General features: G+C 49.6%; 24 protein-coding genes and 2 tRNA genes. 5 read left to right on the forward strand and 21 right to left on the reverse strand.

The window, feature by feature from the left end:
* Nucleotide 1 precedes the first annotated feature (1 nt).
* The 11 genes from rplK to H9I35_RS04525 form a co-directional block, all read right to left on the reverse strand.
* Nucleotides 2-433, reverse strand: coding sequence for a 50S ribosomal protein L11 (rplK, locus tag H9I35_RS04475; RefSeq protein WP_187420397.1), 432 nt, complete (start codon nucleotides 431-433; stop codon nucleotides 2-4).
* A 173-nt stretch (nucleotides 434-606) separates the two neighbouring features.
* Nucleotides 607-1,164 (reverse strand): transcription termination/antitermination protein NusG, encoded by a 558-nt coding sequence (gene nusG, locus H9I35_RS04480; protein WP_187420398.1) that lies wholly within the window; start codon nucleotides 1,162-1,164, stop codon nucleotides 607-609.
* Between the two features lie 11 nt (nucleotides 1,165-1,175).
* Nucleotides 1,176-1,358, reverse strand: a complete 183-nt coding sequence (gene secE / locus H9I35_RS04485) for a preprotein translocase subunit SecE (RefSeq protein ID WP_016521744.1) — start codon at nucleotides 1,356-1,358, stop codon at nucleotides 1,176-1,178.
* Between the two features lie 20 nt (nucleotides 1,359-1,378).
* Nucleotides 1,379-1,451 (reverse strand) — tRNA-Trp (locus H9I35_RS04490).
* Nucleotides 1,452-1,577: 126 nt separating this feature from the next.
* Nucleotides 1,578-1,754 carry a 50S ribosomal protein L33 gene (rpmG, locus tag H9I35_RS04495; RefSeq protein ID WP_021330783.1) on the reverse strand — a complete coding sequence of 59 codons (177 nt, stop codon included), beginning with the start codon at nucleotides 1,752-1,754 and terminating at the stop codon, nucleotides 1,578-1,580.
* Nucleotides 1,755-1,794: 40 nt separating this feature from the next.
* Nucleotides 1,795-1,867 (reverse strand) — tRNA-Thr (locus tag H9I35_RS04500).
* A 187-nt stretch (nucleotides 1,868-2,054) separates the two neighbouring features.
* Nucleotides 2,055-2,846 (reverse strand): FecR family protein, encoded by a 792-nt coding sequence (locus H9I35_RS04505; protein WP_187420399.1) that lies wholly within the window; start codon nucleotides 2,844-2,846, stop codon nucleotides 2,055-2,057.
* 66 nt (nucleotides 2,847-2,912) lie between these two features.
* Nucleotides 2,913-4,073 (reverse strand): hypothetical protein, encoded by a 1,161-nt coding sequence (locus tag H9I35_RS04510; RefSeq protein ID WP_187420400.1) that lies wholly within the window; start codon nucleotides 4,071-4,073, stop codon nucleotides 2,913-2,915.
* A complete protein-coding gene (locus H9I35_RS04515; protein WP_187420401.1) occupies nucleotides 4,070-4,522 on the reverse strand; it encodes a hypothetical protein in 453 nt (150 codons plus the stop codon). The genes H9I35_RS04510 and H9I35_RS04515 overlap by 4 nt, the downstream gene beginning before the upstream one ends.
* 193 nt (nucleotides 4,523-4,715) lie before the next feature.
* The gene (locus H9I35_RS04520) at nucleotides 4,716-5,480 is read right to left on the reverse strand and encodes a Nif3-like dinuclear metal center hexameric protein (RefSeq protein ID WP_187420402.1); all 765 of its coding nucleotides are present in this window, start codon (nucleotides 5,478-5,480) and stop codon (nucleotides 4,716-4,718) included.
* Nucleotides 5,481-5,504: 24 nt separating this feature from the next.
* Nucleotides 5,505-6,530 carry a hypothetical protein gene (locus tag H9I35_RS04525; protein WP_187420403.1) on the reverse strand — a complete coding sequence of 342 codons (1,026 nt, stop codon included), beginning with the start codon at nucleotides 6,528-6,530 and terminating at the stop codon, nucleotides 5,505-5,507.
* Nucleotides 6,531-6,704: 174 nt separating this feature from the next.
* Here H9I35_RS04525 and H9I35_RS04530 point away from each other — a divergent pair, with 174 nt between their 5' ends.
* Nucleotides 6,705-8,198 carry an HDOD domain-containing protein gene (locus H9I35_RS04530; protein ID WP_187420404.1) on the forward strand — a complete coding sequence of 498 codons (1,494 nt, stop codon included), beginning with the start codon at nucleotides 6,705-6,707 and terminating at the stop codon, nucleotides 8,196-8,198.
* Nucleotides 8,199-8,284: 86 nt separating this feature from the next.
* On the opposite strand, the gene H9I35_RS04535 is transcribed toward H9I35_RS04530, so the two are convergent.
* The 4 genes from H9I35_RS04535 to rsmI form a co-directional block, all read right to left on the reverse strand.
* Nucleotides 8,285-9,118 carry a TrmH family RNA methyltransferase gene (locus H9I35_RS04535; RefSeq protein ID WP_187420405.1) on the reverse strand — a complete coding sequence of 278 codons (834 nt, stop codon included), beginning with the start codon at nucleotides 9,116-9,118 and terminating at the stop codon, nucleotides 8,285-8,287.
* Nucleotides 9,119-9,141: 23 nt separating this feature from the next.
* The gene (locus H9I35_RS04540; RefSeq protein ID WP_187420406.1) at nucleotides 9,142-10,290 is read right to left on the reverse strand and encodes an iron-containing alcohol dehydrogenase; all 1,149 of its coding nucleotides are present in this window, start codon (nucleotides 10,288-10,290) and stop codon (nucleotides 9,142-9,144) included.
* Between the two features lie 110 nt (nucleotides 10,291-10,400).
* Nucleotides 10,401-10,688: a flagellar biosynthesis anti-sigma factor FlgM gene (locus tag H9I35_RS04545; protein WP_016521754.1), complete on the reverse strand. Its 288-nt coding sequence runs from the start codon at nucleotides 10,686-10,688 to the stop codon at nucleotides 10,401-10,403.
* Between the two features lie 21 nt (nucleotides 10,689-10,709).
* Nucleotides 10,710-11,417 (reverse strand): 16S rRNA (cytidine(1402)-2'-O)-methyltransferase, encoded by a 708-nt coding sequence (gene rsmI / locus H9I35_RS04550; protein WP_187420407.1) that lies wholly within the window; start codon nucleotides 11,415-11,417, stop codon nucleotides 10,710-10,712.
* A 118-nt stretch (nucleotides 11,418-11,535) separates the two neighbouring features.
* Between rsmI and H9I35_RS04555 the strand changes: the two genes are divergently transcribed.
* Genes H9I35_RS04555 through H9I35_RS04565 form a run of 3 tightly spaced genes read left to right on the forward strand, consistent with a single transcriptional unit; the run spans nucleotide 11,536 to nucleotide 15,613 of the window.
* Nucleotides 11,536-12,783, forward strand: coding sequence for a response regulator (locus H9I35_RS04555; protein WP_252722723.1), 1,248 nt, complete (start codon nucleotides 11,536-11,538; stop codon nucleotides 12,781-12,783).
* Complete coding sequence (locus H9I35_RS04560) at nucleotides 12,770-14,743, forward strand: response regulator (RefSeq protein ID WP_187420409.1); 1,974 nt, start codon at nucleotides 12,770-12,772, stop codon at nucleotides 14,741-14,743. The genes H9I35_RS04555 and H9I35_RS04560 overlap by 14 nt, the downstream gene beginning before the upstream one ends.
* Before the next feature lie 36 nt (nucleotides 14,744-14,779).
* Entirely contained in the window at nucleotides 14,780-15,613 is an 834-nt protein-coding gene (locus H9I35_RS04565) for a histidinol-phosphatase (protein ID WP_187420410.1), read from the forward strand.
* Nucleotides 15,614-15,665: 52 nt separating this feature from the next.
* Here H9I35_RS04565 and H9I35_RS04570 read toward each other — a convergent pair whose 3' ends face one another.
* Nucleotides 15,666-16,022: a TraR/DksA family transcriptional regulator gene (locus H9I35_RS04570; RefSeq protein ID WP_016521759.1), complete on the reverse strand. Its 357-nt coding sequence runs from the start codon at nucleotides 16,020-16,022 to the stop codon at nucleotides 15,666-15,668.
* A gap of 210 nt (nucleotides 16,023-16,232) precedes the next feature.
* Here H9I35_RS04570 and infA point away from each other — a divergent pair, with 210 nt between their 5' ends.
* Complete coding sequence (infA, locus tag H9I35_RS04575) at nucleotides 16,233-16,451, forward strand: translation initiation factor IF-1 (protein WP_016521760.1); 219 nt, start codon at nucleotides 16,233-16,235, stop codon at nucleotides 16,449-16,451.
* A gap of 114 nt (nucleotides 16,452-16,565) precedes the next feature.
* Here the strand turns inward: infA and H9I35_RS12535 are convergent, their stop codons facing one another.
* The 5 genes from H9I35_RS12535 to H9I35_RS04600 form a co-directional block, all read right to left on the reverse strand.
* The gene (locus H9I35_RS12535) at nucleotides 16,566-17,135 is read right to left on the reverse strand and encodes a DnaJ domain-containing protein (protein ID WP_215905300.1); all 570 of its coding nucleotides are present in this window, start codon (nucleotides 17,133-17,135) and stop codon (nucleotides 16,566-16,568) included.
* 112 nt (nucleotides 17,136-17,247) lie between these two features.
* A complete protein-coding gene (locus tag H9I35_RS04585; protein ID WP_187420411.1) occupies nucleotides 17,248-18,123 on the reverse strand; it encodes an aldose 1-epimerase family protein in 876 nt (291 codons plus the stop codon).
* Between the two features lie 64 nt (nucleotides 18,124-18,187).
* Complete coding sequence (locus tag H9I35_RS04590) at nucleotides 18,188-18,730, reverse strand: Smr/MutS family protein (protein WP_187420412.1); 543 nt, start codon at nucleotides 18,728-18,730, stop codon at nucleotides 18,188-18,190.
* 23 nt (nucleotides 18,731-18,753) lie between these two features.
* The gene (locus H9I35_RS04595) at nucleotides 18,754-20,187 is read right to left on the reverse strand and encodes a hypothetical protein (RefSeq protein ID WP_187420413.1); all 1,434 of its coding nucleotides are present in this window, start codon (nucleotides 20,185-20,187) and stop codon (nucleotides 18,754-18,756) included.
* Nucleotides 20,136-21,776 (reverse strand): VWA domain-containing protein, encoded by a 1,641-nt coding sequence (locus H9I35_RS04600; RefSeq protein ID WP_187420414.1) that lies wholly within the window; start codon nucleotides 21,774-21,776, stop codon nucleotides 20,136-20,138. The genes H9I35_RS04595 and H9I35_RS04600 overlap by 52 nt, the downstream gene beginning before the upstream one ends.
* Between the last annotated feature and the right edge of the window lies 1 nt (nucleotide 21,777).

Genomic DNA, 21,777 nt, shown 5'->3' on the forward strand with positions numbered 1-21,777 from the left:
ATCATGCCTCCACATCGACGCCCATACTGCGTGCAGTACCGGCGATAATTTTTTTTGCCGCTTCGAGATCGTTCGCGTTGACATCGGGGAGCTTCGTCTTGGCGATCTCTTCGAGATCCTTTTGAGTAAGCTTTCCGACTTTATCGCGGAGCGGATTTCCCGAACCCTTTTCCAGCTTGAGCGCCTTTTTGATGAGGACGGCGGCAGGCGGGGTCTTTAAGATAAACGTGTAGGATTTGTCCTGATAGACGGTGAGAACGACGGGGATGATAAGTCCCTTTTCCATCTTTTTCGTTCTGTCGTTGAATTCTTGGACAAATTTCGGCGCGCTCACTCCGTGCGGGCCCAACGCGGGACCGATCGGGGGCGCCGGCGTCGCAGCTCCTGCAGGGCACTGCAGTTTAATGACAGCCGTAACCTTTTTTCCAGCCATAATGAACTCCTTAATTGGTGCGGGTGTGCCGCATGCGGCATCCCTAGCGAAGCGCGTATGTCCGACGGACCGGCGCTTCTCCCAAAACAGGTATACTCTCCCGCCGCGCGTGCGGCGGAAAGATTTTGTCCGCGCTTTTTAAGCACGGATCCTGATTCCGAACTTTGTTATATCTAGATCTTTTCAACCTGCATGAGGCTGACTTCGACGGGCGTCGCGCGGCCGAAAATCTGCACCGTAACGCGAAGCCTGTCTTTTTCCGTATTCACTTCGTCGATGTCCCCGCTGAACGACGCAAAAGGACCGTCGATAATTTTCACTTTGTCGCCGACGGCGTACGACTGCTTGACGCGCACGGTTTTTTCGCCCTTTATCGCGCCGGACTTTTGCAAAAGATTTTTCGCTTCATCTGCGGAAATGGGGCGCGGACGATCGCTCGGATTCGTTCCGACAAAACCCGTCACGCCCTGAATGCGGCGGATCGCCGTACACGTCTTTTTCCAATCAAGCTCCGGCAAATCCATTTCGAGCATGATATAACCCGGTAAAAATTTATTTTTGCGCGAATGCTGTTTACCGTCTTTTAATTCGATAATCTCTTCAACGGGAACTTTGACATCCGTAACGACAGCGGGATCTATATCTTTCGATTCGAGCAGCAATCTGATTGTCTTTTCGATCTTCTGCTCATACCCCGTATAGGTATGCAGAATATACCAATTCTTTGCCATGCAGCGCTTTCCTATTTCATGATCGCGCGGAACGCGGCGGTAAATCCCAAATCGAGCAAACCGAGTATAACGGCGACGACAAAGGTCGAAACGATAACAACGATTACGGAAGAGACAACGTCGTCACGGGACGGCCAAACGACTTTTTTAAGTTCGGCTTTGCTTTCGCGAAAAAACTGAATAACTTTTGACATAGTACCCCCGCTTAAAATAACAGGCCAGGCAGGATTCGAACCCACGACAGGCGGTTTTGGAGACCGCAACTCTACCAGCTGAGCTACTGGCCTAAAAAATGACGTTTGCGCACGGGTGCGGCAAACATCGGCTATATAAAACCGTTTTTATAAAATTAAAAACGGACAGAACGCTCCGAGTAAAACGCAAACCGAAAGCCGCGTCTCACCGTCTGCGCGCTATTTTACTTTTGTTTCTTTATGAACGGTATGCTTCCGGTCGAAGGGGCAATACTTACTCAATTCAAGCTTACCCTGCGTGTTTTTGCGGTTTTTCATCGTCGTATAATTTTTTCGTTTGCATTCCGTGCACTGCAGCGCAATGATTTCAACAGCACCTTTCTTTTTACTCGCCATAATGATATCCTCTGACTTAAACAGTAATTTCGACTGTTCGAGCCCCCGTGCAGAATCGAACTGCAGACCTCAACCTTACCATGGTTGCGCTCTACCGACTGAGCTACAAGGGCAAACGCGTTTTGTAAGTATATAGAAGTGACGATTTTATGTCAACAAGCGCATCGACATTTTACCACACGGTCTACCCGTATACCGCGCAATACAAACCCCTTCTAAAAACGAAGCGCATTCGGAAAAGTAAAAATCTTCCCCGAATGCGAACGATCTCACATCGATAAAAATAAAAACTGTCTCAAATCAATTGTCAAACGAAAGCTTTACTTTAACCGTTCCGACGCTTTTCTGTACTTGCGCATTCCGGACAATCGATACACCGGTACCGACGCTTTCGGTTTCGGCCGGAGTTCTCATGCTTGCGGCGACCTGCGAAGCGGCCGCGAATGCGGATGTTGCCGGATCCGAAGTCATGCCGTCGGAAGAAAACGCGGCGGCTTGCCCTCTCAGCACGACAACGGTACCTGCCGGAGCCGAAGGCGCTATATCGGAAGCCGGAGTTGCAGCGTTCGACTTTCCTTCAGCCGGTACGGCATTTACAGCGGAAGCGATATACGAACGCGCGCTGTACGCGGCGACAGCTCCCTCGGAACACGAAATCACACCGTCTCCGCGAAAATCGAATTCCGTACCGCGGACGGAAGCGACTGCAACGGGATTTCTCACCGTATAATTTACACGGCGGTTTTCAAGGGGTTTTACCGTAGATTTTACCGCACCCGTATTCAAATAGACGGCAACCGTATCGCTCTTTTCGCTTGCAACAAGCTTTTCCAGGGTAACCCGCGTAAGCGCGCCGAGCTGCAGCAAGGAACCCTTACAGCGCAGCGTCGCTTTCGACTTAAACCCCGTCGATATGACTTCCCCTTCGGAAACGATATCGTTCACGGCAAGCGGAACCCATTTTCCGCCGCGTTCGACTTCCACTTTGCCTTCCGCAGCAACAACCGTTGCGGGAGCGGCACAAAGCGGAAGCGCAAAACACAAAGTTATAAGCGCAGCCGAAACCGCATTTTTAATTTTAATAAGATCCATAAACAACCTCCAAACAGTAATAATTAATAAAAACGATTGCCGTATTGCATCGTAAAACACAGTCGCTCAAAAAACAAATGCCCCCGAAACGGAAAGACAGAGTTTATCGTTTCCTCCGTTTTTCCCTATGTATTGATATAGGGCCGACGAAAGCTGCAAGTCGTGAAAAATATTCCATATCGCGTCGATACGCCATTGAAAACCGTTATATGAAAAGGTATTCGGACAGGCAAAGACGACGGCGGCCGAAGCTCCGACGTAAACGCGGGATAAAAACGTATAAGTGCCTGAAATTTCCGCTTTAAGCTTGCTTTCGTATTCGGTGCCGAAGTCGGCCGTCTCCGAAGCCGAAACCGCGGTTTGCGACGTAAATCCGCGGAAAGAAGATATCGCTCCGTGATCGCCGGATGCGTACACACCGGAAAATCCGATTGACGCTTTTTCAGCGGGATAAAACGACAGCGTCAGCTTCGATAAATTCGATAAATTGGGAAAAGAAGCCGTATTTGCCATAGAGAGCGTCGTCGACGCGGCGTAAAACATATTGTTCAAAACGGGACCTGAAAACATCAGCGTCGTGTAAAACCGGTTATAATTGTCGCCGGAATAATCGATAAATCCCCATTGTTCGAGCGTAATATCCTGATTTAAAAACAGCGACGGGAAATACAGCGAAAGCCCCAAAGGTATATACGAGGGTCCCATCACATAGACGAAAGAGGCATGCTCCGACTTTACCGTCGTATCGGAAAAGCGGCGCAAAATGACGACATCGTGACTGTTGAGCAGCCGCGTCGTCCCGCCGTATAAACTCACCGAGCAGACAGGCCATGAATACTTTGCGTAGATGCCGTCGCTTGTTTGATTGAAAATAATTCCCGTCGCATCGTTTACCGAAAAACGCCCTGCACCGAATTCGAAAGTATCTTTTTGATTCGGATGGAAAGTGCCGCTCAATTTAAATAAGTTGATATCGACGATATTCTTTACGGTACCGCCTTTTTGATCGTAGCGGAACTCGTATGAAGCGTCCGTACCGAAATAAAGCTTGCTGCCGATCGGCGAAGTAAACCATAGATGAACGCCCGCGCTTTCATACCAAAAAAGCGAGTTGAATTTATCGCCTTGATATTTTGTCGTACTGTTCAGTTTTCCGCCCCAATCGAATGCGCAAAGCGGGGCAAGCAGCAATACGGCAAACGCCGCAGATAAAAGAGTTTTTTTCATTGGGCTTCTCCGTATTTCCGCAAACAAAGGGTATACATATTCAATACATCGGTACCCGACGCTTTTTTCGACGGATCGGTACGTTCGGGAATGATGCCGTCCGTTTTAAACTGCCGAAACGCATAACGAGCGGAAGCTTTGGTCGCACGGTACATAAGCCCGCCTTTGATATGCCATATTTTCGCCATAAGGCGTGAAAGCTCGGCGAAGGTCACCGGGTCTTTTACATCGGCGCCGGGAGCGGCCTGCCCCCGCTCGACGAGAACGCGCAAAGCATCGGCATAGGAAGCGTTATCACTTATAAAGCCCTGATATACGGCTGAAAGATAGCAGACTGCGCCGTACGAAGCTTTATCCGCAGCGATGAGTTCGCTTACAAAATCCGCACGCTGGGCGTACGCCGCCATCGACAAGACGAGTACGACCGGCAAAATAAAACTTTTTTTCATTTGCATCCCCTCGCTTTATATAAAATTATTCAAACAAAATATGAAAGCTCAATATAGTATAACATAAATAATAAATAAAAACAATTAAAAAATCGATGCCGCAGGCTCAAGCGCGCGTAAAAGCATATCTTCCGAAGCAGAACGGGCAATAAAAAATCGGGAGTTTTTCCGGCAAGAGCTCTGCCGGCTATACTCATAGACCGGTCGGTATATCGATAAAGACGGTTTCCATGCGCAGATCTTTTTCAAGCTTCGCGCGCACAAGGTTTACGCCGACGGTTTCGGTTTCGTAATGTCCGCCCGCGATAACGTTGATGCCCGTCTCTTTTGCAAAGTGATAATCTTCGTGCTCGAAAGCTCCCGTAATATACGCATCCAAGCCTTCGGCCGAAGCCTGGCGCACGTCTTCGCCCGCCCCGCCGGAAATGATTCCGACAGTACGGATTTTTTGGGGTCCGAACGGAAATACGGCGGCTTTTTTTTCAGGACGCATAACAAGAGAGGCGAGCTCGTCCGCCGAAAGAGGAGAACGAAGCACGCCTTTTACGCCGATCGTCATATTTTTCCACTCGCCGAAAGGCTCTCTTTTTTTCAAACCGATGCGGTCGGCGAGCCCTGCGTTGTTTCCGAGTTTTTCATGTGCGTCGAGCGGGATATGATATGCGCACAATGCGATATCGTTTTTTATAAAAGCCGCAATGCGTTTATACTGAGAGCCGGTTAAAACCGTACAGTCGCCCCAAAACAATCCGTGATGCACGAAAAGAACATCGGCGCCGAGGGAAGCGGCTTCGAGAGCGGTCGCTTCGCACGCATCGACTGCAAAGGCAACTTTGGAAATCGGTTTACGGTCGGGGGCTTCGTTTTGAATTTGAATACCGTTGCGGGATATATCGCTCGGAAAATTCTCTTTTTTCAAAAACGAATTAAAATACGCGTCGAGTTCGAAAAGCGTCATATTCTTTCCTCTCCTTGTCCCTGATTATCGGATCCGCCGAAGCGTTTCCGAAACGAGCGTGTGCGGCAGGCGCATATCCGCATCGCGCGAAAGACCGAAAAAAGCCGCAAGCAGCGGATCGGTTTGTTCGATCAGACCGAAGCCGGGCGTCCGGTATTGACCGACACTGTCCAAAGCGAGAGCGCCTTCCACGCTGCCGTTCGCGTCTCTTATAAAATCGACGGCAGCCGCATCCGCCATACCGTCGCATGCGATAAAAAGTTTGACATCGTTTCCGAATTTTTTTTCGGCTATGGCGCGCATGGCCGAAAACTCGCGGATCATGCCGAACGTGTAAAAATCTTTTTGACGCAAAAAATAATCCCGCCGAAAGAGATACGACGCCGTCATCGCAAATTTCCGAAAAAAACGCAAATTTGCAGCCGAATCGAACCAGCGCCCGTCGGAAGCGTAAAAATCGCAAGCCATAACCGTATAGCCTTCGGCGGCAAGCAGTATCATATAGGGACGATACGCAGCCGCATCCGCCCTTTTATCGCTTCCGACGATTACGACGGGAGACGTTTTTTTTTCGCCTTGCCCTTCATATATGTAAAGGACGGCGGAACTCCCGTCGAAATAAGCGGCTTCGGAAAATCCCGAAGCGAAAGAACCGGAAAGCCTCGTTTTCGTTTCAGAAACGCCCAAACGGCTCGGATCCGCCGCAACGGGCGCAAAGAAGACGGCAATGACTGCAAGCGCAATCGATACGATCAAAATCAGCGCCGAAAAAACGATAAAAACGGGACTGTAATGATCGACATAGAGTTTCGACGCCAAACGGGAAAGCGCACGGATATTCGTAAAAAACGCGATAAGCGCAAGTATAAAAAGAGAAGCGGAAATAAAATCGATATTCCATGCCAGGATTTGCAAAACGATGACGATAAGAGCCAGAGGCGCAAGAACGGCGGCAGTATCGAAGCGCTCGTATTTAAGAAAAAAAATCCGCGCACTTGAAGCTGCAAGCAAAAACGCCGCAAGCAAATCGCCGAAAACGGAATAAACCATATCGTCATCATAGCCGAAAAGGACGAAATACGCAATAAAATCGAACGGATTATATTTGTCATTTTATTCGATATGTGTTATAATTTATTAATCGATTCGATTTTAGATTTTGCAAAATCGAAATCGAATCCTATTCATTTTAAACCGGTTTTTTATCGGCACTTCGGAGATATCATGGCCGCTCAAAAAATAGCAGTCGATCTTGAAAAGATCAAAACGGCAATCCATTCGGGCATCCCCCTTTCGATTACGACATACACGCTCCCGCGCGAAATGGAAACATATATGGGAGATATACTCAGCGCGTTTTTAATCGAATTGGATCAGCAGCAGATGATTCAATACTTGAGCTACTGCCTGAGCGAACTGATGACGAATGCGAAAAAAGCGAATACGAAGCGCGTCTACTTTTCGGAAAAGCATCTGAATATTACGGACGCGGGCGATTATAAAGCCGGTATGGCGACGTTTAAGGCGGACACGCTCGGCAACATCGAACATTATCTGCAGCTGCAGAAAAAAGCGGGTTTGTATGTAAAGCTTTTGCTGCAGGTACGCGCGAACAAAATCCGCATCGAAGTGCGGAATAATTGCCCGCTCACCGTTTTCGAATACAAACGCATTCACGATAAGCTCGCACGGGCGCAGCAGTACGCTTCCATTGAAGAAGCGCTTTCACAAATTCTCGACGATTCCGAAGGCGCGGGTCTGGGTCTGATCATCATGATTTTGATGCTCGAAAAAATCGGTTTGACCGAAGAGAATTTCCAAACGGTTTCGGAAAACGGAGAAACGATCACGCGCATCATACTGCCGCTTTCCGAAAAGACGAAACGAGAGCTTTCGGTCATCGCGCTGGAATTTATTAAAACGATCAACAATCTGCCGCAGTTCCCTGACAATATCGTCCGGCTGAACCGCCTTTTAAACGATCCCGATTCGAAGATGTCGGATATAGCGATGCAGATAAGCAACGATGCGACGCTCACCGGAGAATTGTTAAAGCTCGTCAATTCCGCGGCTTTCGCGCTTGCAAACCCGTGCGCCAATATTGCGGATGCGGTAAAGCTCGTCGGTATCCGCGGTATCCGAAATCTTTTGTACAGTATCGGCTCCATTAAAACGCTGTCAAACGTTCCGGGAAGCAAAAAAACGCTGTGGGCGCACGCATATCAAGTGGCATTTTACGCATACAATATGGCACGCAATTTTTGTCCGAACGAGCGCGCGGTCATCGACGATGCATACATCTGCGGCTTGCTTCACGATATGGGAAAGATCATTTTCGAAACGGCGCATCCGGATTTACTCGAACGCGTTATGTCCGTCTGCAGCGGAAAAGGCATTTCAAAAGAAACGTTCGAAAAATTGATATCCGGAGTAAATCACGGCGAAGTCGGCGCCCGCGTTGCGGAAAAATGGAATTTTCCGGAAACGGTTTCGAACGTTATCCGCTATCACCACGAACCCGAAGAAGCGCCTCAAGATATCCGAAAACTCGCCTCGCTCATATACCTCGCCGATGCGATCGCGCACTACCAGCAAGGCGATATCGATTTTTATCAAATCGATCCGGACGTACTTTCGCTTTTCAAAATTACGTCGGAAGCACAGTTGAAAACCATCTCCGACAGAATGTACACCGCATTTAAACGCGACCGCATATAAACAGGGCGAATGTCCGGTTTGAAAAGATGAACCGATAAACTCTTCCGGCGAAACCTTCGTTTGCCGTACTCACTGCCGATGAAAAATCAAATCGCTTTGCCTTGTGCGACGGATTGCGTCCACGAAGCGAGGAGTACACCTAAGGCTACGCCGACGTTGAGCGACGCTTTGAGTCCCTTCATCGGAATGGAAACGCATCCGTAATCGGCACGATCGAGCGCTTCGGGGCTGAGCCCGAGTTCTTCCGATCCGATGAGGCAGATGCCTTGCTTCGGAAAAGCGAAATCGGAAATCGGCGTGCCGCCCGTTTCGAGCGCAAAGACCGGTATCTCCGGCGGCAAATCGTCAAGCGCTTTTCGTTCCCAGCCGAGCGTTTCGATGCAGCCCATACCGCTTCGAAGCGCACGCGTTTGGAGGGGATCGGCACAAAACGGAGACAGATATACCTTATCGACACCGAAAGCTTCCGCGCTCCTGAAAATCGATCCGAGATTGAACGGAGAGCGTATGTCTTCGGCATACACGCACATACCCGCATAAAAATCGCGCTGCTTGACGAGGCCGTTTTCATCGAACGGTAAAGCGTGCGGCGCTATAACCAAATCCCATTCGGCCGGCAGCGTTCCGATGATTGCAAGAAGATGATTTCGCGCGCAGTTGCATACGCGCCGCTCGTCGAAAGGTTCGGCATCGATAAGCGAACGGAGTTCCGCAGCTGCGGCTTCGGACAGAGAGGGATCGCGCAGCACGATTTCCGCAAGGCGCTTGGTATATGCCGCCCTCGTCATGGACGGAAAATCGTACGAAGCGCCTTTTTCCGCAATACCTGCAATATCGCGTTCGAGAGCGCCGAACGTAAGCGCGAGTTTCCGCCTGCGCTGCCCTCCTTCAAGCTGAAACAGTTTTCCCGGCTCAATCATAGCGATTTTGCAAATGAGGCGGTTCAGTACACCGATTTGATAAAATCGAACAAGTCATCCGATGACATACTGCGCGGCAGCGTGTTTGCAAATTCGAGCCGTCCTGCGTCTTCTGCCGGGAGCGCGAGCTGTTGAATCGAAATCGACAATTCTTTTAGGCGCGACGGCAGATTCGCTTTGGCAAGGAGCTGCCGAATGTACTCCGCAAAACGGGCGACCGCTTCTTCGCCGTGCACATCGGAAGGAACGATACGCGAAATATGCGCAAGTTTTTCGACGCGTTCGATTTTGAATTTGCCGGCGTCTTCGATGATGCTCGGAAACAAAATCGAAGCGATAAGCGAACGCGAAACGCCGAATCGTGAATTGATGCACAGCGAAATAAGCGTGCCGAGTCCCGGTGCGCTTGCGGCGGCGGCGAGAGAGGCCATACAGCCGGCCTGCGATTTGAGGATTTCTTCCGGAGTCGTGATTTCAAGCGTCGGCGAACCGCAGAGCGCGTACCCCATAAGTTCGACCGATTTTTCGACAAGCATATCGCTGAAAAAATTCGCCTTTTGCGAAAGGTATGCTTCGAGAGCGAGACACATCGTTTCAACGGCCATCGCGGTATTTTGATTGTCGGTGAGCGTAAGCGTCAAATTCGGATCGACGAGTGCAAGCTTGCAGAGCGTACCCTGAGCTTTGAGCAGTTTTATTTGCCGAGAGCGGGAATCGACGATAGGGATCATATTCGTGTAAATAAACGGAGCGCGGACCGTCGTCGGCACACAGACGAGCGGCAGCGCTCCCGTCGTCGGAACGGCACCGTCGACGTAATCGTAGAGATCGTGGTTTTCGTTGTACAAAGAAGCGACCGCCGAGGCGACATTGAGCACTTTCGAACCGCCTGAGGCGATGATGCCGTGGATGCGTCCGTCGCGCGCGAGGGCGAGTATGCGCTCGACGGTTTTCGTATCCGCGCTCTCACCGAATTCGTTAAAAATAAAATAGTCGATTTTACGTTCCGAAAGCGGCTCGATCAGTTTATCCGCGAGGTTCACTTCTTTTAAAATAGGATCCATGATGATGAGAAAACGCGAACCGTATTCGCGTACGTACTGTCCGATGCGGCTCAGCGTATACGGACCCAGCACGATATTCGGTGAAATACGGAAAATAAAATCGGCCATAGAACTCTCCATGATAACGGCGGACATAAACAAAAAAAAGACGGAATGATACTTCCGCCTTTTTTTACATCGATTATCTTTTTATCGGCAAATGCCTATACGCAGGATAATTAAAGTCCGAAACTCGTCATAATGCGATCCGCTGCGGAATCGATTACGGCATTACTCAGATAAGACGGGTCTTTAATCTTTTCTTTTACGGCTGCGATACGGTCGGAGCGGACATCCGGTGTTTCTGCCGAAACTTTGTTCGCGTAGTACAAAGCCGCCATGCGTTTCGCTTCGTCGGAAACGCTGATCGAATCGCTGCCTACTTTGGGCGCTCCCTGTTCATTTATCCGGTGAGCGTTCTGTACATTGTTAAGAGGATTTACTCCCCCGATTTTGTCTATCATCATTCCGTCCTGCCTCTCTACCGATTAATTATCGGCAGATTTATCAGAAAGTTTAATTTTTTTTACGCCCGAAACGAAAACCGCACATTCGCCTTTTATCGACTCTCGGGACACAAAATCGTCGCGCAACGCCTGCGCCGTTCCTTCGATAATCTCTTCGTGCAGTTTCGTGAGCTCCCGTCCGATCACGATACGGCGCTCACTGTCAATATCGGCTAAATCCTCGAGCAACTTGAGGATCCTGTACGGCGATTCGTACAAAATAACGGCATCGCCCGAAAAAAGCAGCTCTTTAAGGCGGCGGCGGCGTTTTCCCGGCGAAGGCGACAAAAATCCTTCGAAAACGAGGGTTTTTCCGCCGGCTCCCGCAACGCTTACGAGGGCCGTGAGAGCCGAAGGACCGGGAACGGGAACGACGGGAAAACCCGCATTGCGCACGATACCCGCCAAAAGGGCGCCCGGATCGCTGATGCCGGGAGTACCCGCGTCGCTCGCATAGGCGACGTTTTTACCGCTTTTCAGCAAATCGACGATTTTTTCGGCCGATTTTTCTTCGTTTTGCGCCCTGCACGACACAAGAGGCTTTCGTATGCCGAAATGCGTGAGCAGTTCAAGCGTATGCCGCGTATCTTCGCACGCGATCACATCCGCCGTTTTGAACGTTTCGAGTGCGCGGAACGTAATGTCGCCGAGATTGCCGATCGGCGTTCCTACGATATATAACGAAGCCACGATGTGTCAGTATAAACCTTCAAGCGCAAATTTGCAATGATAAAACGACAAAAATATAAAAAATACAAAAAAGAAATTACTTGTCAATTTATATATTTGCATATAGAATGATATGGCTATGAACAATGTTCTGCTGATAGATGCTTCCCCGCTTTTTAGAGAGTTTTTAAAGGACAAACTTTCCGCAGAAAAAGTCTCGGTTACGGTGACGCAGGGAAAACGCGACGCGTTTATTAAAATGATTTCAATTCTCCCCGATCTTATCATCTACGAAGTAGAAGATGATTTTATCGAATTGTTTCATTTTTTGGAAAAAAAACGCTCGAACCCGAATGCAGTCCGTATTCCGATGATCGTTTCGGGCCCCGTCGCAGACCGCGCAAAGCTTTCGCAGTTCGCACAGTTCGGCGTCACAAAATATTTCAACAAACCTATAAAATTCGACATCTTTTTTGAAGCGGTCGGTCAAATTCTCTCCCTCGCATTTTCCATGGATACCACTCCGTGCCTGCTCGACATTCACCGCAACGGCGACATCATCTTTATAGAAATCGCCGAAGGTTTGAACCGGGAAAAACTCGCACTGCTGAAATACAAACTCATCGAAATGATCGATTCGGGAAAGCTCGCCGATCCTAAAATCGTTCTTATGATGACGAATCTCGATCTCAGCTTTGTCGACGGATCGAATATCGAAATGCTGCTCAACAACATTCTCGCAGCCCCGAAAGTTTTAACAAAAAATGTTAAAGTGCTTTCGTTCAATTCTTTTACCCGGGAACTTATAAACGGCCATCCCGAATACGACGGCATTGAAGTCGTAACGGAACTCTCGCACGTACTCAATTCGCTCATCGACAGCAGCGCCGCATCGAGCGTATCCGAACTCGTCGCGGAAAAAATATTGTCGCCGTCGGGTGAACAAATACGGGGGTCGGTCGATACGCGCTTTCATTCGGACTTGGGCGTCAATCAGGATGACACGGAAACCATCGGCAACGTTTTACGCATAGCACTCGTCGATGACGACAGCATCATTTTAAAGATTCTTGAAAACGCATTCAAAGCCGTAAGCGCAACCTGCGATTTGTATTCGAGCGGCGCGGAATTTTTAACGGGCATCAACAAACACCGCTATGATCTCGCAGTCGTCGATATATTGATGCCGGGCATTTCGGGCTTCGATATTTTGGCGCGTCTCGGCAGCAGCGTAAACAATATCCCGGTCATTATCTATTCGCAGACGACAAAACGCGAAGATGTCATACGCGCGCTCAGCCTCGGTGCGAAGCACTATCTCGTAAAACCGCAAAAAGCCGAAGTTATCGTACAAAAGGCGATAGAGCTGCTCCATGGAAAAATCTAACATCGATCCCGGCCAACGTCTGGCATTTTTGGCAAACACCGTACATGAGATCCGCACTCCGGTGCAGACGATTGTCGGTACGCTGGAGCTGCTTTCGGACACGCGTCTCAACAACGAACAACAGGAATACGTGCGCCAAATTCAATTCAGCACGAACGTACTCCTTTCTCTCGTAAACGACATACTCGATTTTACAAAAATCAAATCGAGGCAAATCGTACTCGAATCGATTCCGTACGATGTCGTCGCTCTCACGGAACAGGTCGTCGATCTTATAAGTATGGAAGCGTTCGGCAAAGGCATAGAGCTCGTCGTCGATTCCGATTACTCCTTGCCGCAGTTTATTATCGGAGACCCGACGCGCATCCAGCAAGTGCTGCTCAATATTATTAAAAATGCCGTCAAGTTTACACAGTCGGGCTATATTCACGTATCGCTTGCAAAAAAAAACGAAAATACGCTGCTGTTTGAAATCAGCGATACCGGCATAGGCATTCCGAAAGAAAAACAGGAATATCTTTTTACCGATTATTATCAGGCGGAAACGTCGACGACGCGCAAATACGGCGGAACGGGTCTGGGGCTTGCCATATGCAAGGGACTCGTTTCGGCGATGAACGGCGACATAGGCGTACGCACGAATCCCGACGGCGGATCCGTTTTTTGGTTTACCGTTCCGTTTTCCGCCGCTCAGAATTTGCCGGCTTCCAACACGAAGACAGCCGCTCCGGCGAATACCCGTATCCTCATCGTCGACGACAGCATCCTCGCGCTGAACAGTATGCGGCAAAAACTCAATTCATGCGGTTTATACAATATCTCGTATGCAAAAGATGCGGACGAAGCGCTTTTGAAAATGAAAAATGCGAGCCACCTCGGAAAAGCTTTTTCGCTCGTCTTTATCGATATGGGTTTACCGAAAGTGGACGGCTGGCACCTCGCGTGGGAAATCAAAGAATGCAATTTTACCGATACGAAACTGTACTTGCTCGTTCCCGAAGGCAGGATGGGCGCCGAAGCGAAGATGAAGCTCATCAATCTGTTTAACGGCTATCTTTACAAACCCGTCAAACGGCATCTCGTGCAGTCTCTGCTCAACGACATATACGACGTACCGACAGATCTTGAAACGGTCGACGCAAAGCAGCCGAAAGCGGACGAAGCGAACCTTGCTGAAAACGAAGTAAATATCACGGAAGGCATGACGATACTCGTCGCCGAAGATCATCCGCTGAACAGAAAACTCATCGTAACGTTTTTAAAAAAATTGGGTGCGCCGGTCATCGAAGCGGAAAACGGCGAGCAGGCCGTCGAAGCCGTCAAAAAAAACCGCGAAATCAATATGATCTTTATGGACATCCAAATGCCGGTTATGGACGGTATAGACGCGTCAAAAAAAATCAAAAGTGCGGGCTACACGGGGATCATCGTGGCATGTACGGCAAACAACGACGAAAACGATTTCGCTCTGTATCGAAAAATAGGCATAAACGATATCCTCGTAAAGCCGTTTAAGCGGGACGATATAAAATCGCTTATCGAAAAATGGCGCACGGTTATCGAACTGCCCGTAGCACCTAAAATTACGATGCTCGACAGTATGATCTCTTCCGAAAACACGACATGGAACCAAAAAGATTTCGAAGACACGATCGGAGGCGATATAGCGCTCGGAAAAGAACTGCTTGCGGAATATCGAAAACAGTTTATGAGCTTCGTACGCGAAATCGAAAAAGCAATCGTCCGAAAAGATTTCGAAACGCTCGGACGCATCGGACACACGATCAAAGGCAGCTCGGCTGCGATCGGCGCGTACGTGCTCTCAAACCGGGGTGCGTCAATCGAAAAAGAAGCGGGAAAGCGCGACATCGAAAACATAGAAAAAGATTTTGCCGCGCTCAAAGACGAATTTGTGATTTTCGAATTCAATTCGAACGAATGGAAACGAAAGTGGGAATAAGCGCAAAACGCATAGGGATTTTTATACGAGGATACAATGAAAACGAATTACCACATGCATACGACATTTTGTGACGGAAGCGATACGGTCGAAGCGATGGCAGCGGCCGCATTTGAAAAACAATTCGACATCATCGGATTTTCGAGCCACAGCATGTACCCCTTTGCAGGTGACTGCCACATAGCACCGCGCGAATTTAACAATTATGTAAGCACGGTACGGAATGCGGCAAAAGCATACGAGGGGCGTATGCAGATCCTGCTCGGTTTTGAAGTCGAATATATGCCCGGTCTTTCGGTTCCGCGCATGAGCGATTATGCCGCTTTTCAGCCGGATTTCCTCATCGGCTCGGTGCATTATCTCATAACGGAAAACGGCACTTTTTCCGTCGACGATAAAACCGAAAAAGTGAAAGAGGGACTCGAACGTTATTTTAAAGGAAACGCAAAAGAAGCGGTGTGCATGTATTTCGCACTGCAGCGAGAAATGCTGCAAAAGGGCGATTTCCTCATCTGGGGACATCCCGACGTTATCAGAAAGCGCAACGGCATCCTGCATTTTTTCGACGAAAGCGAAAGCTGGTACCGCAGCGAACTCGTCGCGACGGCGAACTCGGCAAAACATTCGGGCGTTATCGCCGAAATCAACACGGGCGGCATCGCACGCGGCGCGATCAACGACGTTTATCCGTCCGCGGATTTTCTTTCACTGCTCCACGCTTCGGGTGTTCCCGTCATGATCAACTCCGACGCGCACCGCTCGGAAGACCTCGACTGCGCGTTCGACAGAGCCGAAACCGCGGCAAAAAAAGCGGGCTATACGGAAGTTTTATTTTTGGATGCGGGCTTTATACGGCATAAAAAAATTTAATATCCTTTCCCCCCACAAATAAACGGGAAACGGCAGCGAATCGTCCGAGCGTTCAGCGGCGCTTGCGTTCTTCTTCGGATGCGCAGTTTACGCACATAAGTGCATACGGCAGCGCCTTTAAACGCTGCTGCGGAATATCTTTGCCGCATTTAATACACTTTCCGTATTTTCCCTGGCGGATGCGGTCAAGAGCGTTGTCGACAAGCTGCAGGCGTGCGGCATCCTGAGAGCCGAGCGAATCGAGCAGCGTACGGTCGATCGCATCGGAGGCGACATCTATAACGTCGCCCGCAGCGACGGTTTTTACCAATTTTTTCATATCGTCGCTCTGTTCCGCAAGCGAGGTAAGAATAGTCTGCCGGCGCGCGAGCAAATCTTTTTTCATGCTTTCAAGAAATTTTTTATCCATAATCGATTAACTCCGTGCAATGAATCCGCACCCGTGTTGACAAGCGCGGAGATTTTATACATACTGAACAGTATACGACCAAATCGGAATAAAAACAAGGTTAAATTGAACGTCTGAAACAGCGCCGTTCAATTTAACTTCGAGTTTTCAAATGAAAACTCGCGGATATACGTGTACACGTTCGTACACGAATTACGCAGCGGAGGAACTGTGGCGAAAGAAGAAGCTATTGAAGTGGAAGGCGTCGTAAAAGAAGCGCTCCCCAATACAACATTCAGGATCGAATTGCAAAACGGACATCTCATCCTTGCGACATTGTCCGGAAAAATGCGAAAGCACTATATCAGAATCGTGCCGGGCGACACGGTAAAAGTCGCGCTTTCTCCGTACGATTTGAACCGCGGCCGGATCATCTTCCGCCAACGCTGAAGCGCGTTTCGACGGCGCGCATTTGCGCTGCAACGAACTATACCGTAAAGCGCACCGATTGTTCCCGATTTAATAATTAATAAATTAAAAACGGGCGATCCGCAGTTTTCCGCTTTATTCCTGTCTTCCCAATTTAATAAGCGCGATGGCGGATTTTACCGCACCGATGACGCCGCCGACAGTTACAAAGAGGCATAAAATTCCGAAGAGCGGAAAAAAGCCGAATATGCTGCTTGCGATTATGCCGAAAAACGCCTGTCCCAATTTCGAATAAAGCTGAGAACGGAGCGCTTCCCGCGTATCCCGTTTCTTTTCGTTTGTCCACGTATAGGTATAGCGCCGCTCGGCGTTTTGCCGTCCGCCGTAATTGCTGCCGAACCACTGCCAAAACATATCTTCGTCGCCGGAGCGGGTGCCGCCGTAAGAACCGTACGCATACTGCGCGTCTTGCCGGTACTCGTACGCAGTTTCGGCTTGCCCGAAGCGATCGTACTGTGAACGCTTCGTTTCGTCTCCGAGCACATCGTAGGCGGCATTTATCGCTTTGAATTTTTCTTCAGCCGCCTTATCTCCCGGATTTCTGTCGGGGTGATATTTGAATGCGAGTGTGCGGTACGCTTTTTTAATTTCATCGGTGCTTGCCGTTTTCGAAACTCCGAGCACCGCATACAAATCCTGATTCATCAGCTATAAAATAGCCGTTTCGGACAAATGTTACAAGTGCCTGCCGTCCGTACACCAGAGACGAGCAAAAACATACAGCCGCTCCGAACGGAAATCGTTCGCGTTCGGAATTCTAAAACAGCGTGATCGAAAACGATTTTTCAAAAACGGCGGAAGGAGGAAGAGAATTGCCCCACTCTCGTTCGCTCAATTCACCCGAAAAGCCCGCGAGGTCGCAGCGACCGTACCACGGTTCAATGCACAAAAACGGAGCGCCCCTTTCCTGCGGCGACCACAAACCGAAAACGTCGGTATCGAAGTCGACTCTCACGAATTCTTTTTTCGATTTGTCGAGCAATGTGACCGCTTTGACACCGCTCTTTTCGAAGATAAGCGCATCATGTGAAAACATGTCGTCGGTAACCCGCACGGTGCCGTCCGAAAGCGAAAAGGAATCCGTCTTCTCCTGTACAAGACCCGCGGCATTTATCGTACGAGCGGTAACCCGATCGATTTTTTTGTCACCCGAAAAACGGATCGTCCAGTCGGTAAGCTTTCCGCCTTGCCCCGGACACATAAAGCCCGGATGCGCGCCGAGAGAAAAATACATCATCGATTTTCCGGTATTCGTCACGCGCCACGTTTGCGTCAGCGTGCTTCCCGTAATCGTATACGTGATTTCAAATAAAAACGGAAACGGATAAACTTTCCGCGTTTCATCCGTATCGGAAAGTGCAAAGCGCAGATAGGTGTCCGTCCGCTTTGAAAGCGCAAACGGCACGTCGCGCGCAAATCCGTGCGGCGTCATGGGGTATGTTTTTCCTTCAAAGCGATAGACTCCGCCGTTCAATTTTCCGACGAACGGAAAAAGGTTCGGAGCGGAACGATTCCATACGACCGAATCGGCCTGCCACAGATATTCCGTACCGCTCTTTTTCAACGATACGAGTTCCGCACCTTTTAAAACCGCCGCAATCGATATGACGCCGTTCGATATTTCGTATTGCATATATGCCTCCCGTATTCACAAAAGCGCCGCTGAAAAATCGGTCGATTTCAGAGCGTCCTTCAATTCAATTTTTCAAAAATACCCACGTGGCGCCGCTGCCTCCCATACGCCGATCGGGATGACCGGAGCGGCCGCAGCGTTTATCCTCTTCGATAAATTTTCTTACCTCTTCTCCGAGCACGGGATCGCTTCCCGTCGTATGGATCCCCTTTCCGTGCACGATGAGAATTTTGCGAAGTCCGCGTTTTACGCAGTCGCCGACAAAAAATGCAAGTCTGCTCCTCGCTTCCTCCCGCGTCAGTCCGTGCAAATCGATTTTCGCTTCGACCGGAATTTTTTTTACGTAAAGCTGCGACCGTTCACGATTGCGCTCCGCTTCCAAAGATGCGATCTTATCTTTATCGACGACGCCGTAGCGGCGAAGCCACGCTTCCTGCGGATCGATCCGTTTTGAAAAACCGTTTCCTTCTCCCGAACAATCGGAAGACTCTTTGCCTTTTTCCGGCGCGTTCGCCTTTTTTCCCGAAACGGAATTTCCCCCATGTCCCTTCCGCTTCGCTTCTTTTTGCATTTTATCCCATTCATCGAGCACCGCACCGAAATCCATAATATCCCCGCATTATCAATTAGCTACCGTATCGGAGCGACCGACGACGAAATTACCCAGCCGCCGGTCGTACCGTATTGGATATACATCCATTTTCCCGCAGTTTCTTCGATGCGTACCCGTTCGCCGCTTCCGATCGGAGAAACGAAGCCGGACGATTCATCCGGAACAAGCCGTATTTCTCCTCCCTTAAAAATACCGTATACCGCCGAAAGGCGTATTGCCGAAGCGACGGCAAACGCAAGGACGATGCAAAAACCGCATAAAACCGTATATGCGAAAGCGCGTTTTTTTAGGGCAAAAAATACGACGCACAACAACGCGAGCACTCCGGCGCAAACTGCAAAAAGCGTGCATACAGCGGCTTTCGGCTCCGCTTTTCCCGACGTGATCCCCAGATTCGCTTCAAACGCGCGGCGGGCGGATACCGCTTTCCACGGAAAAAAAGCGTGCCGTTCGGTACTCCGAAGCAATGCAAGCGTTTCACAATCGGCTTCGGAAACCGCACGAATGGTATTTTCGTTTTCGGGATTATCGACTTCGGAAAACGCATAAGAAAAATAACTTTCATTGCTGTCGCTTTCATCGGAAGGAGCTGAAAGCGCGGGTACAACGCGGATCACAGCTGCGGGAAGCGAAAGTTTTACCCGTGCACCGCTGTATGCGCTTGTGCTGAGTTCAATGTCGGGGAGCGCCGTATTTCCGCTTACGAGCGGCTGCCATTCGAAGAGCGCTACGGGAATGGGATCCGTCGTAAACAGAGAAGATCGCGCGGCACTGTCATTGATTTCATAGCGCCACAGTTCCGTTAAAAGAGCGTCTTTCGGTGCCTGCCACGAAAAGCGTATGACCTGTACGGCATATTGCAGATACAACGTAAATAAAATTTTTTCACCTGCAGGCAGGGTAAACAGCGGCTCATCGTTTACCGCATTATCGGATACCTCCGTACCGTTTGCAAATTTAATAATCAGACGCGGAGAAGTCGAAGCGGGATTCTGTTCGATATTGACATCGGCAAAAGGAATCTCATACGGACGCCCTTTGATGCGCACGCGCAGAGGAGGAAGCGTATAAATGCGCGCATCGCGAAACGAAAGCCATATAGCGATCTCGGTTCCCGTTTGCATACCGGCTTCGGTATAGTCGGTCCTGCGCATCGACACGACGCTGACGCCGGAAGGCAGTTCGGGTGTATCTGCCTGTATGGAAGACGGCTTTACGTCGGGGATAATGAGCGAAAACATATATTCGTTTCCCGAATAGAGCGCGCCGACGGGAGGCGTTACGCGGAGTTTTTGCAGATCGGGAAGCGTTTGAGCGCGGAGAAAACGGGTATCGATAAAAATCAATAAAAACAATACCGCGAATACCGTTTTGCATGCAGGCTGAAATATTGATAAAATTAATAATCGACGGAAGAATTCGATTCTGCCGTATGTTCGCTGTTTTTCCATTGTTTTTGATCGTTCTCCCGTATCCGTTGGTATATCGCGCTTTCGACGGCATTGATCGCATCCGTATCTTCGGCAAGCGGCACGAGCTCTATTTCTTTTTCGTGTGCTTCCTTTACGATCTGCTGCCGGCGCGCGATTTCAAGATTTTCCTTCGCCGCCGTTTTTGTACCGTCGATTTTCAGCGCTTCCCGAAAGCATGCCGCAGCTTCGGTATAATCGCCGCTCCGATAAGCGATAATCCCCTTATTGTAATAGGCTGCGAAACGCACTTGCGGAGGAGATACCGGCGAGATATTTTTCAAACAGGAAAGAGAAGCCGTGTATTCGCTCTGCATGATATAAGTCGCAGCCAAATTGTACCGTGCGTATTGTTCGGAAAGCGCGTCTCCGTTTTCGGCAGCCCTTTCTCCGACACGCAAAAAGCCTGCGATCGCGCTTCGATATTTTTTTTGATACCACGCCCAAGAACTTACCGCGGTTTCTTTCGCATTTGCGATCCGTCCGGTACACGAAACAAATAAGAGCGAAGATGCGCAAAGCAAAACGGCAGCCGCCTGATTTTTATGAAAGAGCCTGCGATAATTTTCAAAATCGAATTCCGTTACGGCAAAACTCAACACGAATGCCGCTATCGAAAAAATTAAAAAAAGCGTATACCGCTCGACGGGTTTCGCTTCGTATGAAACGGTAATCGCTTTTTCGTTTCGAAGCGGCTTCAACAGTTCGAGAGCCGATCCCGCTTCCGTCGCATCGATATAACGCACCGCCGCTGCAGAATTATAACGCCGCGCGTAAAGCGATGCCTGCTCGGCGGCTTTTTTCATCTGCTCCGATCGGAGAAAAGTCGTCACTTTCGTTTTTCCGTCGCCGGCATTTATTTCAACGCCCTGCTCTCCTCCGAATCCGACAAGCGAAACGTTTACTCCTCCTTTTACGCAGGATTCGAGAGAAAGGGCAAGCTGTCCGTCGGTTTCATCTCCGTCCGTAAAAACCCAAATACGCTCGGCCTGTGCCGAGTCCGGAGGAAAGGAGCGGAACGCGGCTTCAATGCCTTTGCCGAGCGACGAGCCGGCGGCGCTCATGAGATTCGGTGAAAGCGTTTCCAAAAGAGAGCGCACGATTGCCCTGTCTTCCGTAAGCGGAACGACGATGATACCGTCGCCCTTTGCCAAAACGACCGAAACGGATACGCCTTCCATACGCGATAAAAGCATGTCCGCATAGCGCGATGCCGCTTTGAGCCGCGTCAATCCTCCCGGCGCATCGTCCGCTGTCATACTGTATGAAATATCGAACACAAAGGAGACCGCGCTTCCGCTTTTTTGTACCGGAACTTCGTAAGTACCCCATGAAAATCCCGCATACGCGAGAATCAGCATAATCCACGCAAAACACCTGAGCAGCGTCCGAACGACGAGCGTACGCGAAAGATTCAGCATACGCTTTGCGCCTTGAAAATTCGTATCGACGGAAGCGATCCGCTTCGAGTACGCGACAATCCCGCGGTAACGGCGCATTTCGGCAAGCACTATCGGCACGATCAGCGCAAGAGAAAAAAGAGCATGGGGACGTTCACAGGAAATTACCATA

The sequence above is a fragment of the Treponema sp. Marseille-Q4132 genome (assembly GCF_014334835.1).
Lineage (GTDB): Bacteria > Spirochaetota > Spirochaetia > Treponematales > Treponemataceae > Treponema_D > Treponema_D paredis.